Here is a 20,638-nt window from a genome sequence, read left to right as displayed (position 1 = left end):
AAAAAATACTTATTTCAACTTTTATTTTAATATACATAAACTCAATCAACAAAAATAAAAAATGAAATAACGAATAAGAAAGTTAAATAAACGTTTATAAATCAATATCATGGCTAGTTATTAATTAATATTATTTTAAAATTTACTCACTTCGTAAGTAAATTAAGCATCAAAGAAACTTAAACATTAATTACTCATGAAAAGTGTTGTTCTTATAGTATAAGTAGTTAGTTATTATAAAAAATTAACAAAGGAAATAATTTATTCAATGCTAATTATTGTGTCATCCACATAGAAATAAAAAACACTCAACGTTAATATTTTACTATATGTTCAAAGTGTTTTTAAACCGAACTTGAACTTGAACTTGAACTTGAACTTGAACTTGAACTTGAACAAAAATCATACTACGGGACAGATGTAATTCAACGATGATATCAATTACCTAGTAGTTTTTAATATGATAAAAAAGCCAACATTATTTGTTGGCTTTTAATTAGATTTCAACAATCTCATTAGAGAATGCATAGTCAACCTTTCCTTTCCTAAAAAATGGTGTAGACTCTATTTCTTTGAGCGAACGAACAATCATTTCTCTATAGTCCTTTGGAGGATTATCCATTTTTTGTCGGCGATTAAACTCTTCATGCAAGATCTTCTCGAGTTTCATTACTCTACCTTTATTCTACTATTCCTTAGGCCTCCTTATGTAAAACGTATAGAATTTTCGAACTCAGTAAATATTAAACTTCACTATCATCACTGTCAAATAATATTTCAATTTAATCAAGTGATATTAAAAATAAAATATCCATGACTTAATATATTATTTATAATATCGTCTTTCGTTATATTTACATCTAAATATTCATTCTTTACATCAGAAAATAATTTACCAAATTTTGATAGTTTTTTGTGTGATTCAATGGGACTCAATCAGAAACTTACGACCTGATCTGCTACTCTATTCAGTCACCATACTCCTATGCCTAAAGCCCGTTACGAAACCACTAACCACAACAAGGGCAATCAAGCACATATTTAAGTGATCGTAATCACTCGTTTATGTTCTTTTCAGGGTTTAGGAACACCTCATCGATATAACGCTAGCCTCTAGTTTATCTGCTCCATCTGCCTAGCTTAGCTAACCTCCTCGAAATGCATAGAGAACAGGAAAATTTCATAAGAAATAGATCCCCTCGTGCATGCACGGGGTACTTACTGTTACAACTCATGCGGAGTTGACCAGAATCCTTCTCACCTTGGGCCTAACATAATTCGCTATAACCTGTTCATTTACGACTACGCTACTGAAAAAGTAACCTAGTGACCGAACAATGTTATCTTTCCAGTAAACCTTACTTAGTCAACTGAACGGTTTTTGCATGTTGCGTATTTCGTTGATTGCGAACACCTGAACCAGCACTTTTTTCTTTCCCTATTTTTACTCTAAGTGTTCGAATTGCGCCAGTTTTCTCATTGACCATCCTGCCAGTTCTATTCGATGACTATCGTGAACGAGACGATCCATTAGAGCGTCTGCGACGGTGGCGTTGCCGATCATGTCGTACCACTACTTTACAGGTAGTTGGCTGATGACGATTGTGCTGCTGTTTTGGTAGCGGTCTTCAAGCACTTCTAACAAGTGACCCGCATGTTCTTGAGTCAGTTTTTTCATTCCCCAGTCATCGAGGATAAGCAGTGCTTTCTTAGCCAACGATTGCAGTTGCTTTTGATAGCTACCATCCAGACGACCTGCGGTCAGGTCATCGAGCAAGCGAGTTAATCGGTAGTATCTGACCGTTTGTTGTTGATCACAGGCGCTGGTTGCTGCTCTAACGCTTTGGCCGCATGACTTAAGCGCAGGGTTTTGAGTTGGTCGTTCAGTGCGTTCATATCCTTTTTCTCCTAGTGATAACAGTTCGGGCCACGAACATTGCTGTGAACAAGGTTCGGTGTGCTTGAGGTGTCTTTGCTCAGTTGCCCCTCGCGATTGTTTTTCAGCAGATTATTGATAAAGGTGTAGTTCGGTTTCGTCAGCATCAGTGCATCTTTACAGGCCTGCTCTAAGCGCGACTCGCCATGGGTTTTACTCAGATTGAGCAGCCCAAGACAGGAACGATAGGCCTGCTCTGGATGAGGCTTAGCGTTCAGCATCTTATTGACGACTTCTCGCGTTGCAGGGCCGATATTGGCTCCCCAGTTGAGCAAGCGTCCAGGCGACCACTTTTGATGTTGATGGTTACTCGGCATGTGCTCTGGTTGAGTGCTGTTTCCACGTTACCTTTGGCTGCGTGGATGTTGAGCGATCAAGTTACCTTGGTGGTAGATCTGCACCTTACGGTTGGAGGCTTCCAGCTCGACATGGTGGCCAACCAGTTGATGGGGAACCGAGTAGTAGTGACGGCGATATTCGATGTGATAATCAGGCCCAACCTTGGCTCGTCTCGTTTCGTTTCGTTTCGGTATAGAGGTATCGCTGCTTGGGCAGCGGCTTTAATGAAGATTTATCGAGTTTGTCGAACAGCGCTTTGCGTCTCGCGCCATACTGTTTCATCTCACGTCGGTTTAACTCATCCATCAGCGCTCGGATAGCGAGATTCAGCTCTTTGAAGGTATAGAAGGTTTGATGGCGTAGCCGCATCATGATCCAGCGTTCGACGAGGAGCACCGCATTTTCTGCCTTGGCTTTGTCTTTCGGTTTGTAGGGGCGAGCTGGCATCACGGCAGTTTGATAGTGATTCGCCAGTTTCTGATAGCTGTCGTTCAGTCTCGGCTCATAACGATTCGCTTTGGTAACCGCGCTGCGTAGATTATCGGGGGCCAAGAGATGGGGGACGCCACAGAAGTGCTCGAAGGCATTGGCATGTGCCTCTAACCAGTAAGACTTACCTTGACTCGGGAAGGCTTCCACATAGGTGTAGTTGGACGCGCCTAAGGTCGCCACGAACATTTCGGCTTCGCTCACTTCACCTGTGTCAGGATTCACCACTTGAAGCCGAGGCCCACAGTAATCGATAAACAGCTTATCACCTGCCACATGAAGTTGGCGCATGCTGCGCTTTTGGGTTTTGAACCAGCTGCGAGTGAAGTGCTCGCAGAACTGAGTATAAGCGTAAGCTTGCTCTTGATATTGCTCATGATATTCCTGCCAGAGCAACATCTTCGTCATACCTTTACGTCTGAGTTCGACAGCGTATTGCGTGAACTCTGGCATGACTTTATCCTAACTGGTTTTCTTGCCGTGATACTGCGCCTGCGTGAGATCAGCATCGCTGCAACCTTCGGGTAGAGGCCAGCCAAGTTGGCTTTGTTTAAAGCGAGTCAGGAGTTCCGATATGGTGGAGGGGCCGAGTTTAAGGCAAGTGCGATGCTGCGATTTGAGAGACCGCAGTCGTACTTAAGGCGTAATACCTCTTTGATTTTGTTCATTGGAGTTCTCTTTTTAGCCATTGACGCTTCCTTACGTTCTTGTTTAAGAAGTAAAGAATAGCGAGCTATTGATTTAAAAGAGAAAAAGGAAGGATTTCGGCATTCCGATCACCGATTTCGGAGTTAGGCTAAAAGTAATCGGATAATCGCGGGGGAATCAGTGAGCGGTTTAAACCGAAATGGGTGATTGGATAATCCCGAAATGACTGATCGGAATGCTCCGAAATATGCAACGTAGGTCTAATCTACGCATCTAAGGTTGCTACGAACACTTCTGCTTCGCGTACTTCGCCATCATCAGTGATAATTGACTTGGAAGAGTAGCCATTGCGGGAATTGGAGTTTGGTTTTTGGGAGTATTTTTCGTAGCCAAGGTGCTCATCAAGCTCAACATTTAATGCTGTCTCAACAGTCACCTTGGTTAACATCTTACGGAAGTTATTAAGATCAGATTCGGTCTTGATTGATTTAGCAGCTTCACGATCAAAAGCTTCAAGTGCTTTCTTATCCATACTGTCCATCCTTAGCCTTTAAGGCTTAAGTTTAGACAGTTAAACAGAATTAAGGATAGTCTCGAATGTCTAATTGTGAGTCACCAGTTCAACAGAGTAAGATCTAGTCGTGACTACTCCATCATCGGATGCGTAAGATCGATGATGGAGTACTACAATTGATTACTATAAATGATTATCATTAATTAATGTTAATTTCTTGATTGCATCCTTCTTATTGTATACTTCACAATCAACCATATATGAAATTGTTGGAAATCTCATAAGATACACAAATAGCTCATCAATGGTTTCAAATGATTTGAACCTAGCAGGATATAGATTTTTAATATATCTAACATTGATTTCAAATAGTTGTTCAAATCCAGTTATAGAAAGCTGATCTGCTTCGAGTTGTTTGTGTATTTGAGACTTCACAGGATTCAAACTTTCTACTACTTCTGTTCTGTAGTAGTAATTTGCACCAAATTGCTCTATTAGTTCATCTAATAAGTAGTGAACAAATGTTTTGTTTTCACTTAATTCAGGTGTATTCGAGTAGTATCGTTTCGAAACATTTATAGCATTATGTTCAGTAGCATTGTCTATCGCTTGCTTGACTCTTTTGTAATGTTCTGAGCGATAGACGCTGTAATGTGTGACCGCCATAAAATCCCCTCTCAAATTTTTAATCAACTCTATTACATACAAAGCATGAACAAAAAGTGACCATATTTTGTATCTGTATTTTTATCTGGATTCCAACAATACTATTGGAAAACGCATAATCAATTCGTTCGTTTCGTAAAAATGGTGCACTTCTACACCTTTAAGTCGGTGAACTTTTAACTTATTTCAAATATTTTTCCTTTATTCGAGACAAATGGACTTTCAAATCAAAGTTAGTAATTACTGCGTTCCCTCCTGAAAGAGAAATCCTTACTTCCTTAAACAAATGCATTATTAAGTCATATGCCTCTGATTCATCGTGGTTTTCAACGTTAATCTTGATAGAGTTAAACATTAAGTCTGATGAAAATTCATCTTGATACGCATACGTGCGAATTACATAATCGTCAAAACACACAATCACAAACTTCAATAATTTCGTTGAACAAACTTCCATATGAACGACATTTTGTCTTAGTTGTTGATTTACTGCTTTTCTCATCAACAATCGCTTCGAATAGTCCTCGCTTCGAAGCTCTTTTTTAATTGTTCGTTTATCGATTGGCTTTCCTGATTTTTCATATTCTCTTTCAACGCCTTTAACCTGTTCGTCAATTTTAACAAGTTCATTTTGTACGGTATGTAGTGACTCTTCATTTTTTGAGATTGAGTCAAGTAATAGAGTTGCATCAAGATTCTGTGTCACTATACTTTCAAAAGTTTTCTTCAAACCGTTTGCTTCTAGTAACAACTGTTCTTTTTCACTGTTCAAACGAGATTGTTTTATGCTGAGTCTTTTGAGCTTTGTTTTCAGTTTAGATTGAGTCGTAGAGAAAACAGTATAGTTTGAAGATGTGGCAAAACGTAAAAATGCCATTTCAAAGTCTTTGTAAATAATATTCTCTGCATCACAACCATCTTTCAGAATTGCGTTTTCACATCGAAGGTACTCAAACCAATCAGATTTACCGCTTTTGCCAGTCTTTCTCGTACCTTTAAAGACCAGACGACCACCACAGGTACATCTCAACACTTTTGAGAATACGTGTGTTTTGTCTTCTGGCTCTGATACTTTTTCCCCTTTATTATTCATCGCAATGACTTTTAATGCAGTTTCATATTTTTCAACAGTCACAACAGCAGGAAAGTAATTTTCCATTTCAGAAGTCGCATCTACTTTGTTTGAACGTGTTTTAAAAATACGCTCAGATTCACAAAAGTATTCTTGGTCTTCTACAGTTTTAAGCGTGAATGTACCTATTGTGCTTTTGTTTTTGAACAAATTAGAGATCGCAAAGGTGTGCCACTGTTTAGCTTTTCTACAGTTTCCATCTTCAAAGGTTGGGATTTTTTTTTGGTTTAGCAATTGGCATATCTTCGTATGACCTAAGCCTTGAATCTTCCAATCAAATATCTGATTGATAATTAAAGCTTTTTCTTCATCTAACGAAAATTCACTAAACGAGTCTTTCCTTGCTACTCCATTTTCATCAACAAAATCATAAATGATTTCAGATTCTAAAATCCATCGCGGTGTTGTTGATTGCTTTAGCCCAATATGCTTATGCTTTCCTTTCTGCGTTGGGTGATTGTAAAGATACTCTAACGTTTCTCTTCTACGCCTATGTGCATCAGACACATATACGCTCTTAACCTCACTCTCGTAGTGCGCACTAGACATTTTGATGATTGATATAAGCATACTTTCAAGATCTGCTTCTTTACTTGAATACAAACAATCATCAATAGTTGTGACGATATTAAATCCACGCTTTAGGATTCTAGAAAACTGCTCATAAGCAACTTCTGGATGTTGTCTAGAGAATCGATCAAATGCATGAAAGCATAGATATATGTTCTCACGCTCTTTAAATGGCACATCTTCTAGCACGTCGAGCAATAACGCCATTTGGCCTTTTTCAAACGTCTTTGAGAGCTGACCTTGCTTTGCAAAGCCTGAAACGCCCTTATCAGTGAATATGAGATCATCGCTGATATAAAGGTTGTTTTGACTTGCGTAGCGTTTCGCTTCTTCTAACTGACGCTCTAGCGACTTTCGACCTACTTTGTCTTGCTCCGTTGTTGAGAAACGTGCATATGGGATACAGATACCGTCAAATATGCTCTTGTCATAATCAAACATAATCAATCCCTTTACCAGAGTAGAACTTACGCTTCAGACGTTGTAAAGCTTCGATAAGATCTCCATTAGAAACGACTTCAGTTTCCCCTCGTAACGAACGTTTAATCTGATGAATGTAGATAAGAAATAGTTCATAGTTAAGTTGAGAATCTTCTACTTCGTAATTGATCTTTATCGTGTTGAACATTAAATCATTTGCATAGTTTTCACTATATGCGAACGTTCTAATCACATCGTCGTGAAAGCATAAAATCACAAACTTGCTATGTTTTGAGGAACAGACCTCCATCCATTTAATCTTTGAATGTAAGAAGTCGTTTAACTTCTTTCTCATCATTATCTTGGTTTCGGTCGATGAGTTTTTTATTCTCATACTATATTCAACAATATCAAGAAAATCAGACTCTTTTGAATCGAGAGATAGTTGTAACTTAGTGATTCGAACTTTCAGGTCATTTATTTTAGTTTCGATTAGGTCAGCACTTTTCTTTGCTTCATTTAGTGCAACAAGAACATAGTCGGCGTTGAGACCTTGACTAATTGCTGATTCAAACGTCTTTTCAAGACCTGAGTTCTTTAACTTTAACTCTTTCTTTTGTCCGTTTAGGTATGTAATTTCAGCTTGAAGGTTCTTGATTTCTGTCTCAAGTGACTTATCACCGACTAAACACACTTCTCTAAAGTCAATATGATGGACGTATTTGAAAAATGCGTGCTCTAGTTCTACATAGTTTATGTAATCATCAAAACATCCATTCTTAACCAAAGCGTTATTGCATCGTAACTGCTCTCGATATACAGGTGCTTTGTTCGATCTTTTATTAATTTGGGAACGGCTATATTGAAGCGTTGCGCCGCAATAGCAACTCATAAACGTTGCGAAGATGTTTGTTCTCTCACCGATGCGCCCTAGCGGCTTTCCCTTTTTCTCTTGAAACTTAAGCACGTTTGCTAGTCTAAACACTTCTTCATCAACAACTGCTGGATAATAATTCTCTAATTTTGAAGTGACTTCTTTCTTTACCTTTTTAGTCTTAATCTCATCAGTTTCTTTACAGTGGTATTCTTCCGTTACCATCTCCTTTAACGTAATGTGACCTAGCACTTTATCTGAGGTGATGATATTTTGAACTGCATAGGGGTGCCATTTCTTAGCTTTTTTGAACCTTCCTTGCTCAAACACTTCAACACCATCATTATTGAGTTTTTGGCAAATTCTGGTATAACCAAGCCCAGCAATTTTCAAATCGAAGATTTTTCTTACAATTTCTGCTTTATGTGAATTTAGGGAGAATTTTTTAAAAGTGTCTGTACGTTTTGAACCGTTAACATCAGTGTAGTCATAAGTAATACTTTCTTGATCTATCCATCTAGGTATTGACGGTTGAACCACACCTATATGCTTGTGTTTACCCTTCTGGGATGCGTGATTGTAAAGATATTCAATGACCTTTTTCTTTCTGCTCAACGCATCAGTAATATAGATCGACTTGTTTAAACTCTCTTGCCAAGCGGTCGTCATTTTGATGATAGAGATGAGCATATTCGACATACCTTTATCCCTACGATCATAGAGTTGGTTGTCGATAGTCGTGACGATTTTGAATCCACGATTCAGGATTTTGTTGAAGTGCGCCTGAGCTGCATCAGGTGACATTCGACTGAATCGGTCGAAGTTATGAAAAGTAATGTAGACATTATCACGCTCTTCTGGAGGAACTTCTTCAAGCAGCAAAAGCATCGTTGCCATCTGCCCTTTTTTAAAGGCTTTTGAAAGCTCACCTTGGTTTGAATAGCCTGAAACGCCTTTGTCAGTAAAAATAAGGTCTTCATTAATGAAGAGGTTATTACGTTTAGCGTATTCCCTCGCTTTTGATAATTGACGCTCAAGAGACTTTTTGCCGACTTTCGATTGTCCTTTTGTCGAAAAACGTGCATAAGGTACACATATGCCTTTGAACTTCGTTTTATCGTATTGAAAAATCTCTTCTCTTAAAGCTTCTGCGCCTATCATTATAACCTACTGAAAATTAATGAGATAACAACATTATATCACAACTTGTAATAGTGTTGGTAATAATGTCTTTATCTAAAGACATTAAACTCAACATGCTGGTCGACCCGGAAGTCCCTGGGGTAACCTGCCACATCGCCAGTGTTGAAGCCGACCTGAGCCTGGCTGACCCGAGTGACAGCTCCATTTCATGTCGACAAACCGGTGACATTACGCCGGAAATGATTGCCCGAATCGACAAATCCAAATCCGGCGACGTTGTTTTTAAGAAATCCAAAAGCATTTTCTTCAAGTCGATGAAAATTCGCCGTATTTACGATCCACAGAACCAGACGCTGATGTACTTGTCGTACTCGACAAAAGAAACCTCGGGCAGCTTTAAGCACAGCCTGTCTACCGTGCCATTGTGGGGCACCAAGGCGTATATCGAGCCTACGCCGGAAAAATAAGTTCACATTGAGGCTCTAGCTGTTTTTGGGCTTTTGGCTTTTGGCTTTTGGCTTTTGGCTTGCAAGGTGACAGGCAGAACCACAACGATCAAAAAAGGCGCTGTTAAAACAGCGCCTTTTTCAATGCATCTTAAATTAGTGGTTAGCCGCCGACTGGCCGATGTACTGCCGCGGGCTCAACCCAAATTTTTGCTTAAACCGACGGGTAAAATGACTTGGGTGCCGGAATCCCAAGGTGTAGCTGACTTCGGTAATATTGCCACCGGCGTTGAGTAGCCGGGCTGCAGCCTCAAGCTTCGTGTTGATAATAAATTCCGCCGGAGTACAGTTCAGCAGTAGCTTGAACTTCTGATACAAGTTGGTGCGGCTCATACAGGCCGCTTTACAGAGCATATCGATATCAAGGTCGCTGGTGACATTCTTACGCACCAAATGCAGTGCGGCATTCAGACCGTGCGAATCCGGCTCATCCTGACTGTGCTGCAACACAAAATGGCAAGTGTTCTGGCGCAGCAGACGCAACACCAGTTCAGTAATGGCCAAGTCTGCCACCAGCATCCGATCTCGACTGTGTTCTTCGAACACATGGCTGAGTTTATGAATCAGCGCCTGAGTCTGGGGAGCATTGGGCGTATGCCAGGCCATCGGCAGCATATCACTACTTTGTTCATACGTACTGTCAGCAAGGCACAACTGATTCGCCACCTGGCGCACTTTCTCACGGGAAATTTCGATCGTCAGGCACTTAGTCGGCTGATCCAGCCTGGCTTCCGGAAAATCAATATTCACCGACTCCCCCGCCGCCAGCACATATGACTCACCCGGACGAAACAACTTCTGGTCATTAACATGATGCATGATTTTGGTGCCAGTAATCATGGCGCAAAGTGTCAGCTCGCTGACCGAAAATCCAACGGCATCCTCCGGCAGATAAGTATCGTACATACAGACCTGAGAGTGCTCTCCGGTAACGGCCACGCGGTTTTCAACCAGTTTTTTGGGTACTGCGACAGAGATATTTGCCATGCATTGTTAACCAGTTGTTAATTTGTTTGAGTTCATATCATGGTGAAATATGCACCCACAGTCAATTAGTCTGTACTCTGATGAAAGAAAGCACACGCTTTTAACACTAAATTAACCTTGCTTACCAACGACAGTGTGACTCCAGCAACAGTCCACACTCTCAGATAATAACGAAACAAGGAGCAAGACAATATGATTTACCCATGCCCTGGACAAGAAGGCAGTATTGTTGAGTTTAAATCCCGCTACGGAAACTACATCAATGGTGAATGGGTTGCCCCGATTGAAGGCACCTATTTTGAGAACATCAGCCCTGTAAATGGCGAAGTTATCTGTGAAATTCCTCGCTCTTGCGCCAAAGATATCGAAATGGCGCTGGATGCTGCTCACAATGCAAAAGATGCATGGGGCAAAACCTCGGTCGCAGACCGCTCCAATATCCTGCTAAAAATTGCTGATCGCATTGAAGCTAATCTTGAAATGCTGGCTGTGGCAGAAACCTGGGATAACGGTAAAGCCGTGCGTGAAACTCTGGCTGCCGACCTGCCGCTTTGCGTCGATCATTTCCGTTACTATGCTGGTTGTATCCGTGCCCAGGAAGGCTCGATTGGTGAGATCGATGAAAACACCGTGGCCTATCACTTCCATGAGCCGCTGGGTGTTGTCGGTCAGATCATCCCCTGGAACTTCCCACTACTGATGGCAGCATGGAAACTGGCGCCGGCACTGGTCACAGGTAACTGTGTGATCCTAAAGCCTGCCGAGCAGACTCCGGTTTCTATCCTTAAACTGGTTGAAGTCATTGGCGACCTACTGCCACCGGGCGTACTGAATGTGGTTAACGGCTTTGGTGCCGAAGCCGGTGAAGCGCTGGCAACCAGCACACGTATTGCAAAAATTGCCTTTACCGGTTCGACGCCTACCGGATCCCACATCCTGAAATGTGCCGCGGAAAATATCATTCCGTCGACCGTTGAGCTGGGCGGTAAGTCACCGAACATCTATTTCTCTGATGTCATGAATCAGGACGAAGCCTACATCAACAAGTGTGTTGAAGGTGCCGTACTGGCCTTCTTCAACCAGGGTGAAGTCTGTACCTGTCCGTCGCGCCTGCTGATTCAGGAAGACATTTACGACGCATTCATCGCTCGTATCATTACTCGTATCCAGGAAATCAAACGCGGCAACCCACTGGATACCGAGACCATGGTAGGTGCGCAGACTTCAAAGCTGCAGTACAACAAAATCCTGTCTTACCTGGAAATCGGTAAAGAAGAAGGCGCACAGGTGCTGATCGGTGGCGGTATCGATCAAACATCAAGTCTGCCGGGTAGCGGCTTCTACATCCAGCCAACATTGCTGAAAGGCACCAACAAGATGCGTGTTTTCCAGGAAGAGATTTTTGGTCCGGTTGTGGCAGTCACCACGTTCAAAGACGAAGCGGAAGCCATCGCCATTGCGAACGATACTGAGTTTGGTCTGGGTGCCGGGGTCTGGACCCGCGACATGAACCTGGCGTACCGCATGGGCCGTGCGATTCAGGCCGGTCGTGTATGGACAAACTGCTATCACCACTACCCGGCACACGCAGCCTTTGGCGGATACAAGAAGTCTGGTGTTGGCCGTGAAACCCACAAAATGATGCTTGATCATTACCAGCAGACCAAAAACATGCTGGTCAGCTACAGCGACAACGCATTGGGTTTCTTCTGATTCAAAAACAACGTCAATGAGAAGCGTCCTCTCATAGGGCTGATGCCCTGATAAGACAAAGAGCGATAGGGGAAACCCTATCGCTCTTTTATTGACAGGAATACAGAATGCTGCTTAATGGCTGTTTTCGTTTTTATGCTGAGTGCTCCCTGCCACCCGCACCTGTTGCTTCCGCTGACGTTTAACAGACAACATCATTGCTGCTGCGATGCCCCCATAAACCGCCACCTGTAACCACAACTGCGTCCACCAGCCAACGACCTGATGGAAATCCGCCCCCATCTGATTCAGACGCAGAAAAGCATTAATCGCAGGTGTCGACGGAATCAACTGTGCCAGTGCCGTTATCGGTGCCGGTATCGCTTCCGGCGGCCAGATAAAACCTGCCGAAAAAACTAACGGTAACGAACTGAGCAGTACGACAACCGTGGCCAGTTCCCGGCGCGGAATAAGCTGTCCCAGAATCATTCCCAGGAAAATCACTGCCAGTAAAAACGGCAGCGTAACCGCCAGCAAATCCCAGATATTGGCCAGTCGGATGATGTGGTAATAGCTGAAACTGAAGCCGAAATAGTACATGACCAGCGGCAGATAAATCAGCGAAAAGCAGATTCCCCGAACCACCACCACTTGCCAGGCCGGATACTGCAGCCAGTAGCCGGTTTTTCCGGCCAGACGATACTCATTCTGCCCGCCTCCAAGCAAGGCGACCGCAATCAGCAGCGTCTGGTGCAGAATCAATACAAAAACGGCCGGCACCACATAATTGACATACCCCATCCCCGGATTAAAAACCGGCTGGGCATTGAGCTTTATCGGGGTAAATTGCTGGGCAGCCAGAGTCAGGTTTTCACCGGACATGACCATACGGCTGACCTTGGCTTTGGCGGCCAGTGTGCCTCCGGCAGAAGCTAACCCTTCCACCACCGTGCCATATACCAGAAAATAAGCCGCATCACCGGCGTAAACCAGTGTCGGGCTTTTCCCCAGCAACAAATCCCGGTAAAAATTCGGCGGGATCACCAACAAGCCTTCAGCTTGCCCGGCATTGATGCGTTGCCGGGCCTCAGCCAGAGACTCTGCCCTGACGGCAATGGTTACTTGCGGCGTGGCATCCACCATGCGTTCCAGTTCACGGCTGAGCGGGGTTTTATCCTGGTTGACGACCACAATTGCCTGCTCCCGCGGCAGCTGATTGGCATAAGGCATCGGATACAGAAAAGAGTAAATCAGGACGCCACCAAAAACCGTAAACAGAATGGACGGATTGGTAAAAATGGCGCGCAACTCAAACTTAAACAAGGTACGCCAGCTCATTGACTCCCCTCCTGTTCGCTCTGGCTTGCGCCGATGTCATTGACGCGATTAATGTCACTGACACCAGGCGGCGTGGGGTTGTTCGGCTTCGCCAGGTGAGTCACCCGCCAGGCGGCCAGGCACAGCGTCACCGAAAAGACGGCCAACACCAACAACTGCGGCATGGCCTGTGACCAGCTCTGTCCATGGTTAACCTGATGTAACTGTATATCGAGATAGTGCGATACTGGCAGCATCGCACGCCAGAACTGAGCAAACCCCGGCATATCAGTCGCCGGAAACGTCACCCCAACAAACGCAAAGGCCGGCGCGGTAAACCCCGCCGCCAGACTCATTGCTTTGGTGGCATCCAAGGTCATCAGAAAAAGCAGGCTGGCAATGCCCTGACAGGCAATAACCGTCAGGCATTGCGCCAACAAAAGAACGCCCCAGTGACCGTGCATCGGCCAGTCCAGTACGCCGTACACCCCCCAAAGGAACAGCGCACCATGCAACGTGAATATCAAGGTATAGGGCAACAATTTCGCCAACAGGCGGCGAACCGGATAACTTTCCAGCCATGAGCTTATCCCCCGTCCACGCTGTTCTGCGGCGAGGGCCATGATGGTGGTGATCACTATCGCAATCTGCCATGCGGCAGGAATTGCAGCCGCCACCAGAAACTGGCCGTAGTGGCTGTTGCTGTTATAAAGCGGCGTGATCTGACTTTGCACCGGCACGGCCTGCCCCAGCGCCTGTAACGGAACCGAGGCTCCCGATGCCATATGCTGCAAAGCTTCCACTTTGGCGTTCAGTGTTCCTTGCGCCTGCAACACCGCCGAGTTCACCAGTTTGCCAATCAGAATAAACTGGCTGTTGTAAAACACCGTAACCGTGGGCGCTTTGCCGGTCAGGGTCTCTTTTTCCAGATCCCGCGGTACGACCACCAGCGCATAAATATCACCGCCCCGCAGTGCCGCGCCCCCCTCTTCAACCGACGTGAACGATCTGGTCACACTGAGCGTCGGGCTGGCGTCATAATCACGGATCAACTGGCGCGACAGACGGCTGTGGTCGCCATCAACCACCCCGATCGGTAAATCTCTGGCGATCCCGGCAGAAAATACGCCCCACAGCAGGAGGAACACCAGCACCGGTACCCAGCTCACCATCGCGAAAAGCCAACCATCACGCCGGATCAGCTGCCATTCCTGTTTCAGTGCCTGTCGTCTGCACCATGTCGGTGGCGTAACGGATAAATCGGAATGTGCCATTGTCATTACTCGATAATTACACTCATCCCGACACGGAGATGCTCAATCGGCTTCATCGGGCGCGCTTCCACCTCAAACGTACGCATGTCAAAACCCTGCGCCGGATCGGTGGTACGCCAGGTAGCGAAATCCCCCATGGCCGCCACATGGCTAACCTTGAACGCATGGGCTTTATCACCCAGCGCCGGAATCACCGCATTAAACTCTGCCCCGGGGGTAAACTTGTTCAGTTGATCTTCTTTGACATGGAACACAGCCCACGCATCCTGCATGTCAACCACGCTGACCACCGGGAAACCCTGCGGTGCCAGCTCTCCTTCATGCAACAAAACTTGGGTAACCTCACCGTTGTACCAACTGGTGATCTGGGTATCCGCCGCGTAAGCTTCCACTTCCGCCACTGCGCCAGCGGCCATGCGGGCTTTTTCCTGCGCGGCACGACGGGTTTCTTCCCGCGCCCCCTCTGTGGCCATAGCATACATCTGATAAGCGGCGCGTTCGGTATAAAGCGCTGCCTGCCACTGGGTAAAGGCTTCATCCCGTTTTTGCTCGGCCATCACACCGTCTTTGTACAGGTTGTCGACCCGGCGATAGGTTTTTTCCATCAATCCGGCGGCGGCTTTAGCTTTTTGCCATTGATCTTTCGCTGCTGCGATTTCCTGAGAACGCGCACCGTTTTCTGCCTGCTGTGCCAGCGCGCCCGCGGCTTCTTCACCGGCACGGGCTTGCTCCAGCTTGGCGTCCAGCTCCGGGCTCAGCAGAGTAAAAATCAGATCACCCTTCGCAACCGTATCCCCCTTACGCACCAGAACATGTTCAATACGTCCCGGCACTTTGGATGAGATATTGTACTGCTGGGCTTCAACTTGCCCCTGCAAACGGACGGGAGACGGCTGATAAGCCTGCCAGAAGGAGTAACCCAGCCATCCGACCAATGCCGCAGCCGGTATAACCGCGGCCAATGTTTTCAACTTACTCATGACTGAACCTTAATCCCCTGGTATTGCTGATATTGACTGAATTGATTGATATCGCTGCTGACCGCCAACAACTTGGTCAGTGACATGACATACTGATAGGCTGCCGCCGAACGCTGGGTTCGGATACCGGCAAGGTATAACTCTGCGTCGACCACATCCAGTGATGTCGACAGACCCTGACTAAAGGCTTTTTCACGCAGGTTGAGATTTTCCTGTGCCAAAGACAGGCTGGACGCCAGACCATGGTATTCCTCCAGCGACTGCATCGCTTCGCGGTATGTTTTTTCAACCAGCACCGACAGATCCTGCTCAGCCTGGGCCCGCAGATAGTTCACCTGAGTCACGGCACTGTGCGCAGCTTTAACTTTGCCGGAGCGACCACCGTTATCCACCAGCGGAATTGATACTCCAACGCCAACCGCCCAGTCAGGTGCCGTTTTCGCGGCCAAGGTGTCATCTTCATGCAGGCTGTAATTGCCGTACAAGAACACTTCCGGGTAGTACTTGCCTTTTTCCGCATCAATCAGTCCCCGCGCCTGACGGCGTTTGGCGTCAAGAATCTGTAAACCCGGGTAGTCTGCCAGCGTCTTGTCGATAAAAGTGTGCATCGGCGGCAGCGACGGATTGATGAACAGCGCCGTAGACGGCATCACGGCACCCGGGAATTTCAGTAACCGAGACAATGCTGCCTGGGCAATTTCCAAATCCCGTTGGGCTTTTTGGCGATCAACCCGCGCTTTGTCATAGGATGCCTCTGCCTGCAGACGTTCAACACGAGCGATCTGTCCTTGCTGCTCCAGTTTTTGGGCATGCTCCCAATGTTTTTTCAGGCCGTTCTCTACATCAATACGAGTATCAAGCACCTGCTTTGACATTACGACGCCAAAATAAAACTTGGACAGGTCTTCAAACGTCGCTTGCTGCTTCATCGCCAAAAGGGATTTCGCTTCAACCGTCTGTCCTTCGGCAATATCCTGCGCAGCGGTAATTCGGCCACCGGTAAAAATCGGCCAAACCGCTCGGATCGAACTGGTAAACACATCCCTGTCTGTCAGTTGCGAAGTAAACAAGCGATCGATATTAGCCGGGTTGATCCCCAGCATCTGGGCTATGCCCTGAATCGCCTCGCCAGCCGGCATACTAGCAGCCAGATCCGATGGCTTAATTTCAACGGCCTGATCCAGCCGGGTGTAGTTGGCTGACGCAGTGACTTTCGGCAGGTAGAGATCCCTGGCGGCATCCTGCATATGGCGATACCGGTCCACATTTGCTCGCTCAGCGGCCAGGCCATCGTTCTCGCTGATAACTTTCTGCCAGGCATCCCAAAAACTGATGGTCTGCTGTGTATGTCCGCTCTCGATGCGGCTTGTCATCGTGGCCCCCTGAGTGGCCGACGCACCAGATACTGCTATCTGGGCCGGTGAGGCCTGAGAAACCGGTGAGGCTACGCAGGCAACCGAGAGCCATAATGAGGCACAGCCCGGCCACCAGACTGTTCGCTTCTTCTTCATTTTTTTACCTATAAACCATTCCTGGCCGTTTACCGTTGACGATAGAGACGGATTGAAACTGCCAATTCTAGAGCAATAGCTCTAAAAAACAACCAGTCTCCTTATCTGACAAGCACAGCTAATGTCAAACACGTGCCTGAACCCTCCCACAGGGCAACCAAGTCTTCTGTCAGTTGTCAGTCTCAAGCTGTTCTGGTCTGCTGGTATGGACGCATTGCATCCGCACTTTATTTCAGCAACTTGCACATACAGCGTTATACAGAAACCCAGACATGATACGCAATCTGGCACCTAAGCACACCCTGAGGTTCTGAACCACAATAAAGACTGCCCTCTGAAAGACTGTGGTACTGCCTGTATGTCCCTTGACTTAGCTCCCCTGATTTTTGAGCTTTGCGTGATCATTATCAGCGCAGCCCTGTTGGGCACCCTGTTTCTATATGCCTGCCAGCCCATCATTCTTGCCTACATTGCGGCCGGTCTGCTGCTGGGGCCACACGGGCTCAATCTGGTCACCAGTGCCGAAAATATTACTCAGTTCGGTAATCTGGGGGTCATTCTGCTGTTGTTTTTGATCGGCCTGAACCTGCAACCCAAAAAGCTGCTCAGTCTGTTTCATGAAAGCGCCATTATCACTCTGTGCACCAGCGCTTTCTTTTTTGCCGTGACCCTCGGATTTTGCCTGCTGATCCGACTGCCACTACTGGATTCTGCAATCATTGCCGCGGCCTTGATGTTTTCCAGTACCGTCATCGGACTAAAGCTCATTCCGACCACCACTCTGCACCACAAACGTATGGGGGAAGTGATTACCAGTATTTTGCTGGTACAGGATATTCTGGCGATCAGCGTCATTATTTTCCTCAACATGGAAAGCGGTGAGGCAATGGCATTGAGCTTCCTGATGATGCTGGGCGAGTTTGCTCTGATGTGTGTGATGGCTTTTCTGGGGGTAAGATTTGTGATTTTGCCCCTGTTCCGGCGTTTCGATGTCATTCAGGAATACAGCTTTGTGACCACCTTAGCCTGGTGTTTTTTCTGGTCAGAGCTCGCACATCAGGTGGGGTTGTCTTACGAAAGCGGCGCATTTATCGCGGGGCTGTCCATTGCGGTCAGTCAGGTATCACAGGCTATTGCCGTCCACCTCAAACCGCTGCGGGAGTTTTTCCTTATCCTGTTTTTCTTTGCCATCGGGGCCAGAATAGATATTCAGCAAGCCAATATCTACAGCCTGCTGGGGCTGGCATTTGGGGTTATTCTGGTTGGTGTGAAATTTTGGGGATTTAAAGTTGCCTTGCAGCTGGCCAAAGAGAAACCCAGTATGCATCAGGAACTCAGTGCCCGGCTCAGTCAGGCAAGTGAGTTTTCCTTCCTGGTCGCTTATGCCGCCATGGAGACCGGCATGCTGTCCAATCAGGCAGCGCTGTTCATTCAGTTTGCGACTATGGCCACCTTTATTCTGTCGACCTACTGGGTCGTGAAGCGCTACCCGACCCCCATCTCCACGGTCAAAACGTTACGTCAGGACTGATGTCTTTACATCGGCTCTTACCTTGAATCCACCTGATAACTGGAATCCTCCTGATAACTGGTATTCACTTGGGTGTGTCCTCCCGCGCTTGTGGCTCAGCCGATCCGCCCTGCTGAATTAAACAAAAAAAAGCTGCAACCCCAGCCTCAAGGGTTGCAGCAAACTACGGTCAGCATGAACGTAGAAATCGTTGAATAGTGTTTTTCAGACTTGGCTGCGCTTGTGGCCTTAGCCGGGATTGCGGCTAAGGCGTGCGTCTATCCAAGTCCTACTCGGTTTCTTCTCTCACATTTTCTTTTTATCCGTTTGTCTATTATCCACTGCCTCAGGATTACATGGACCAGATATAGAAGATCTGAGATTTCATACGAATGATGATGCCACGCAGCACATCCAGAAACTGCAGGAAACTGTTAGGCTTTTCAGCACTGATCCATGCGATACCAGCTGAGCCGACCGGAATGTCATACCCCGCAGATTCTTCCAGCTTCAGACGAACAAAATGGTGCTTGTTCATAGCATTTTGACCCGTTGTCATACGCACATATTCATCCCGTCCAATCAGGTTGCCCTGACTTTCGCCGGTTGCTTCGATAATGCCTTCCACTTGCGCATTAAAAATAGTGCCGGGATACACCGCAGACGCAAACTCAGCTCGCTGACCCACTTTCACATTGCGAATCGCCTGATGATTTACCCGCATCAACACGTATTTTTCGTTGGTATACATTTGAATACGCGGAATCACACCAACATATTGCCCTTCACGCATGATGAAGTTGGTCAAATAACCATCGGCGGGCGCATATATACGGGTATGGTCCAGATTCCATTCAGCCTGTGCGACCAATTCCTGCTTTTCTGCCAAAGCCGCTTCCCGGCTGCTGACTTCCAGTTGGGCTTTCTCCCAAGCCAGCGTCGCGCGGTTCGCTGCCAGCTTCGCTTGCTCAACTTTGGAGACCAGTGTTACCTGCTCAGCCTTGGCAACATTAACGGCCGTGCGCTGTTCATCTAGCTGAGTTTCAGTGATGGTATGCTGCACAATACGGTTCTGCTCGACATAACGCTGTAGCGTCGTCTGTTTCCACGTCAAATCTTCTTTCGCCGCAATGAGCTGGTTTTCCGCAATCTCGATGTCTTCCTCAGCGGCCAGTTTATTCTCATGGGCGATGCGGACATCCTCACGAGCAATCGACAGGGTCGCTGCTGTCGACGCCAGTTTGGCTTCCGCCTTGTTCAGCGCAATCTGGTACGGTTCGCTATTTAGGGTATAAATCAACTGCCCTTGCTTCACTTTCTCATTTGGCTTCACCAGAATCTGGTCCACATGACCACGAATATCTTTGGAGGCTGGTCGAAGCTGAATAAACGGCGACTGCACGACCGACCCGCCAGACATGTCCATCGGCGCAAACGTAATCAGTCCGATCCAGACAAAAATCAGCCAGCCGCCACCACCAAGATAGGCGAATGACTGGGTGTATTTGTTCCATGGCATGCCGACCATACGTAACAGGTAAATAAACAGCGCCCATACCGCTAATCCTTCAAGCATGATCAGCCTCCGTCGACACGTTTTCTCCCGCCGCCACCTGACGCGAAGAGTGTGGTGCATGTGCCGCCGTTGCTGACAACGCATCACTCTTTACCGGGTGCTTCGCCGCTTCTTCATCGCGACCGAACCAGATATCACGGATCCGGCGCAGCGCCGCTTCACCATCGACAAACGCAATGATCACCGCCATCACCCACACCCAGTGCCAGATAAATCCAATCCAGGTCAGGGCTGTAATCAGCCCTAGCTGGCGATGCTCTTTTTTGTGGGCTTTCTGAATAGGTAATTCATGAATGCGCCAAAATCCGTATGCAGCGGCAACAATGGCACCTACCAGTACCACGCCCGCCACGATATGCAGGGTAGTATCCACCCCGGTATCAACAAATGGCATGCTGACGAGACTCATTTCTTCTCCTGTTCTGAACCAAAAAGTCAGATGTAATACATTGTTTTTATGCAGGTGATTTTGTGAGATCAGGTGGGCTGCTGTAATAAATACGGACAGATTCATTCAAATTAAGCAGATCTATGAAATAATCTAACCATGCCAA

The 20,638-nt window shown here is 46.4% G+C and carries 14 protein-coding genes and 3 pseudogenes; 3 read left to right on the top strand and 14 right to left on the bottom strand.

What is annotated here, in order from left to right:
* Positions 1–496: 496 nt before the first annotated feature.
* The 7 genes and pseudogenes from FH974_RS16915 to FH974_RS16885 form a co-directional block, all read right to left on the bottom strand.
* Positions 497–670 (bottom strand): hypothetical protein, encoded by a 174-nt coding sequence (locus FH974_RS16915; protein ID WP_158108835.1) that lies wholly within the window; start codon positions 668–670, stop codon positions 497–499.
* A gap of 774 nt (positions 671–1,444) precedes the next feature.
* A pseudogene (locus FH974_RS16910) lies at positions 1,445–1,831 on the bottom strand (ATP-binding protein); the annotation flags it as partial.
* Between the two features lie 77 nt (positions 1,832–1,908).
* Positions 1,909–3,453, bottom strand: a pseudogene (gene istA, locus FH974_RS16905) (IS21 family transposase).
* 263 nt (positions 3,454–3,716) lie between these two features.
* Positions 3,717–3,944: pseudogene (locus tag FH974_RS16900) on the bottom strand (transposase); the annotation flags it as partial.
* A gap of 165 nt (positions 3,945–4,109) precedes the next feature.
* Positions 4,110–4,592 (bottom strand): hypothetical protein, encoded by a 483-nt coding sequence (locus FH974_RS16895; protein WP_158108836.1) that lies wholly within the window; start codon positions 4,590–4,592, stop codon positions 4,110–4,112.
* A gap of 181 nt (positions 4,593–4,773) precedes the next feature.
* Entirely contained in the window at positions 4,774–6,735 is a 1,962-nt protein-coding gene (locus tag FH974_RS16890) for a recombinase family protein (protein WP_158108837.1), read from the bottom strand.
* Positions 6,728–8,749: a recombinase family protein gene (locus FH974_RS16885; RefSeq protein WP_207103957.1), complete on the bottom strand. Its 2,022-nt coding sequence runs from the start codon at positions 8,747–8,749 to the stop codon at positions 6,728–6,730. Before FH974_RS16885 ends, FH974_RS16890 begins: the two co-directional genes overlap by 8 nt.
* A gap of 65 nt (positions 8,750–8,814) precedes the next feature.
* On the opposite strand from FH974_RS16885, the gene FH974_RS16880 reads away from it, so the two are divergent.
* Positions 8,815–9,198 carry a CreA family protein gene (locus FH974_RS16880; protein ID WP_242551944.1) on the top strand — a complete coding sequence of 128 codons (384 nt, stop codon included), beginning with the start codon at positions 8,815–8,817 and terminating at the stop codon, positions 9,196–9,198.
* A gap of 135 nt (positions 9,199–9,333) precedes the next feature.
* On the opposite strand, the gene FH974_RS16875 is transcribed toward FH974_RS16880, so the two are convergent.
* Complete coding sequence (locus FH974_RS16875) at positions 9,334–10,224, bottom strand: AraC family transcriptional regulator (RefSeq protein ID WP_047887715.1); 891 nt, start codon at positions 10,222–10,224, stop codon at positions 9,334–9,336.
* A gap of 192 nt (positions 10,225–10,416) precedes the next feature.
* Between FH974_RS16875 and exaC the strand changes: the two genes are divergently transcribed.
* Positions 10,417–11,937, top strand: a complete 1,521-nt coding sequence (gene exaC, locus FH974_RS16870; protein ID WP_047887714.1) for an acetaldehyde dehydrogenase ExaC — start codon at positions 10,417–10,419, stop codon at positions 11,935–11,937.
* 114 nt (positions 11,938–12,051) lie between these two features.
* Here exaC and FH974_RS16865 read toward each other — a convergent pair whose 3' ends face one another.
* The 4 genes from FH974_RS16865 to FH974_RS16850 are packed head-to-tail and all read right to left on the bottom strand — an operon-like array spanning position 12,052 to position 16,860.
* Entirely contained in the window at positions 12,052–13,254 is a 1,203-nt protein-coding gene (locus tag FH974_RS16865; RefSeq protein ID WP_047887713.1) for an ABC transporter permease, read from the bottom strand.
* The gene (locus tag FH974_RS16860; protein WP_084712707.1) at positions 13,251–14,507 is read right to left on the bottom strand and encodes an ABC transporter permease; all 1,257 of its coding nucleotides are present in this window, start codon (positions 14,505–14,507) and stop codon (positions 13,251–13,253) included. The genes FH974_RS16865 and FH974_RS16860 overlap by 4 nt, the downstream gene beginning before the upstream one ends.
* Before the next feature lie 5 nt (positions 14,508–14,512).
* On the bottom strand, positions 14,513–15,487 hold the full coding sequence (locus FH974_RS16855; protein ID WP_047887712.1) for an HlyD family secretion protein: 975 nt from the start codon (positions 15,485–15,487) through the stop codon (positions 14,513–14,515).
* Positions 15,484–16,860 (bottom strand): TolC family protein, encoded by a 1,377-nt coding sequence (locus tag FH974_RS16850; protein ID WP_047887749.1) that lies wholly within the window; start codon positions 16,858–16,860, stop codon positions 15,484–15,486. The genes FH974_RS16855 and FH974_RS16850 overlap by 4 nt, the downstream gene beginning before the upstream one ends.
* A 496-nt stretch (positions 16,861–17,356) precedes the next feature.
* Here FH974_RS16850 and FH974_RS16845 point away from each other — a divergent pair, with 496 nt between their 5' ends.
* Positions 17,357–18,529, top strand: a complete 1,173-nt coding sequence (locus FH974_RS16845; RefSeq protein WP_047887711.1) for a cation:proton antiporter — start codon at positions 17,357–17,359, stop codon at positions 18,527–18,529.
* A gap of 331 nt (positions 18,530–18,860) precedes the next feature.
* Here the strand turns inward: FH974_RS16845 and FH974_RS16840 are convergent, their stop codons facing one another.
* Positions 18,861–20,084 (bottom strand): HlyD family secretion protein, encoded by a 1,224-nt coding sequence (locus tag FH974_RS16840; RefSeq protein ID WP_047887710.1) that lies wholly within the window; start codon positions 20,082–20,084, stop codon positions 18,861–18,863.
* Positions 20,077–20,493 carry an MFS transporter gene (locus FH974_RS16835; RefSeq protein ID WP_242551943.1) on the bottom strand — a complete coding sequence of 139 codons (417 nt, stop codon included), beginning with the start codon at positions 20,491–20,493 and terminating at the stop codon, positions 20,077–20,079. The genes FH974_RS16840 and FH974_RS16835 overlap by 8 nt, the downstream gene beginning before the upstream one ends.
* Positions 20,494–20,638 lie beyond the last annotated feature (145 nt).

Source organism: Photobacterium ganghwense (assembly GCF_017329545.1).
Taxonomy (GTDB): domain Bacteria; phylum Pseudomonadota; class Gammaproteobacteria; order Enterobacterales; family Vibrionaceae; genus Photobacterium; species Photobacterium ganghwense.
The sequence above is the reverse complement of the archived record's forward strand: the minus strand, read 5'-3'. Positions and strand labels throughout refer to the sequence as shown.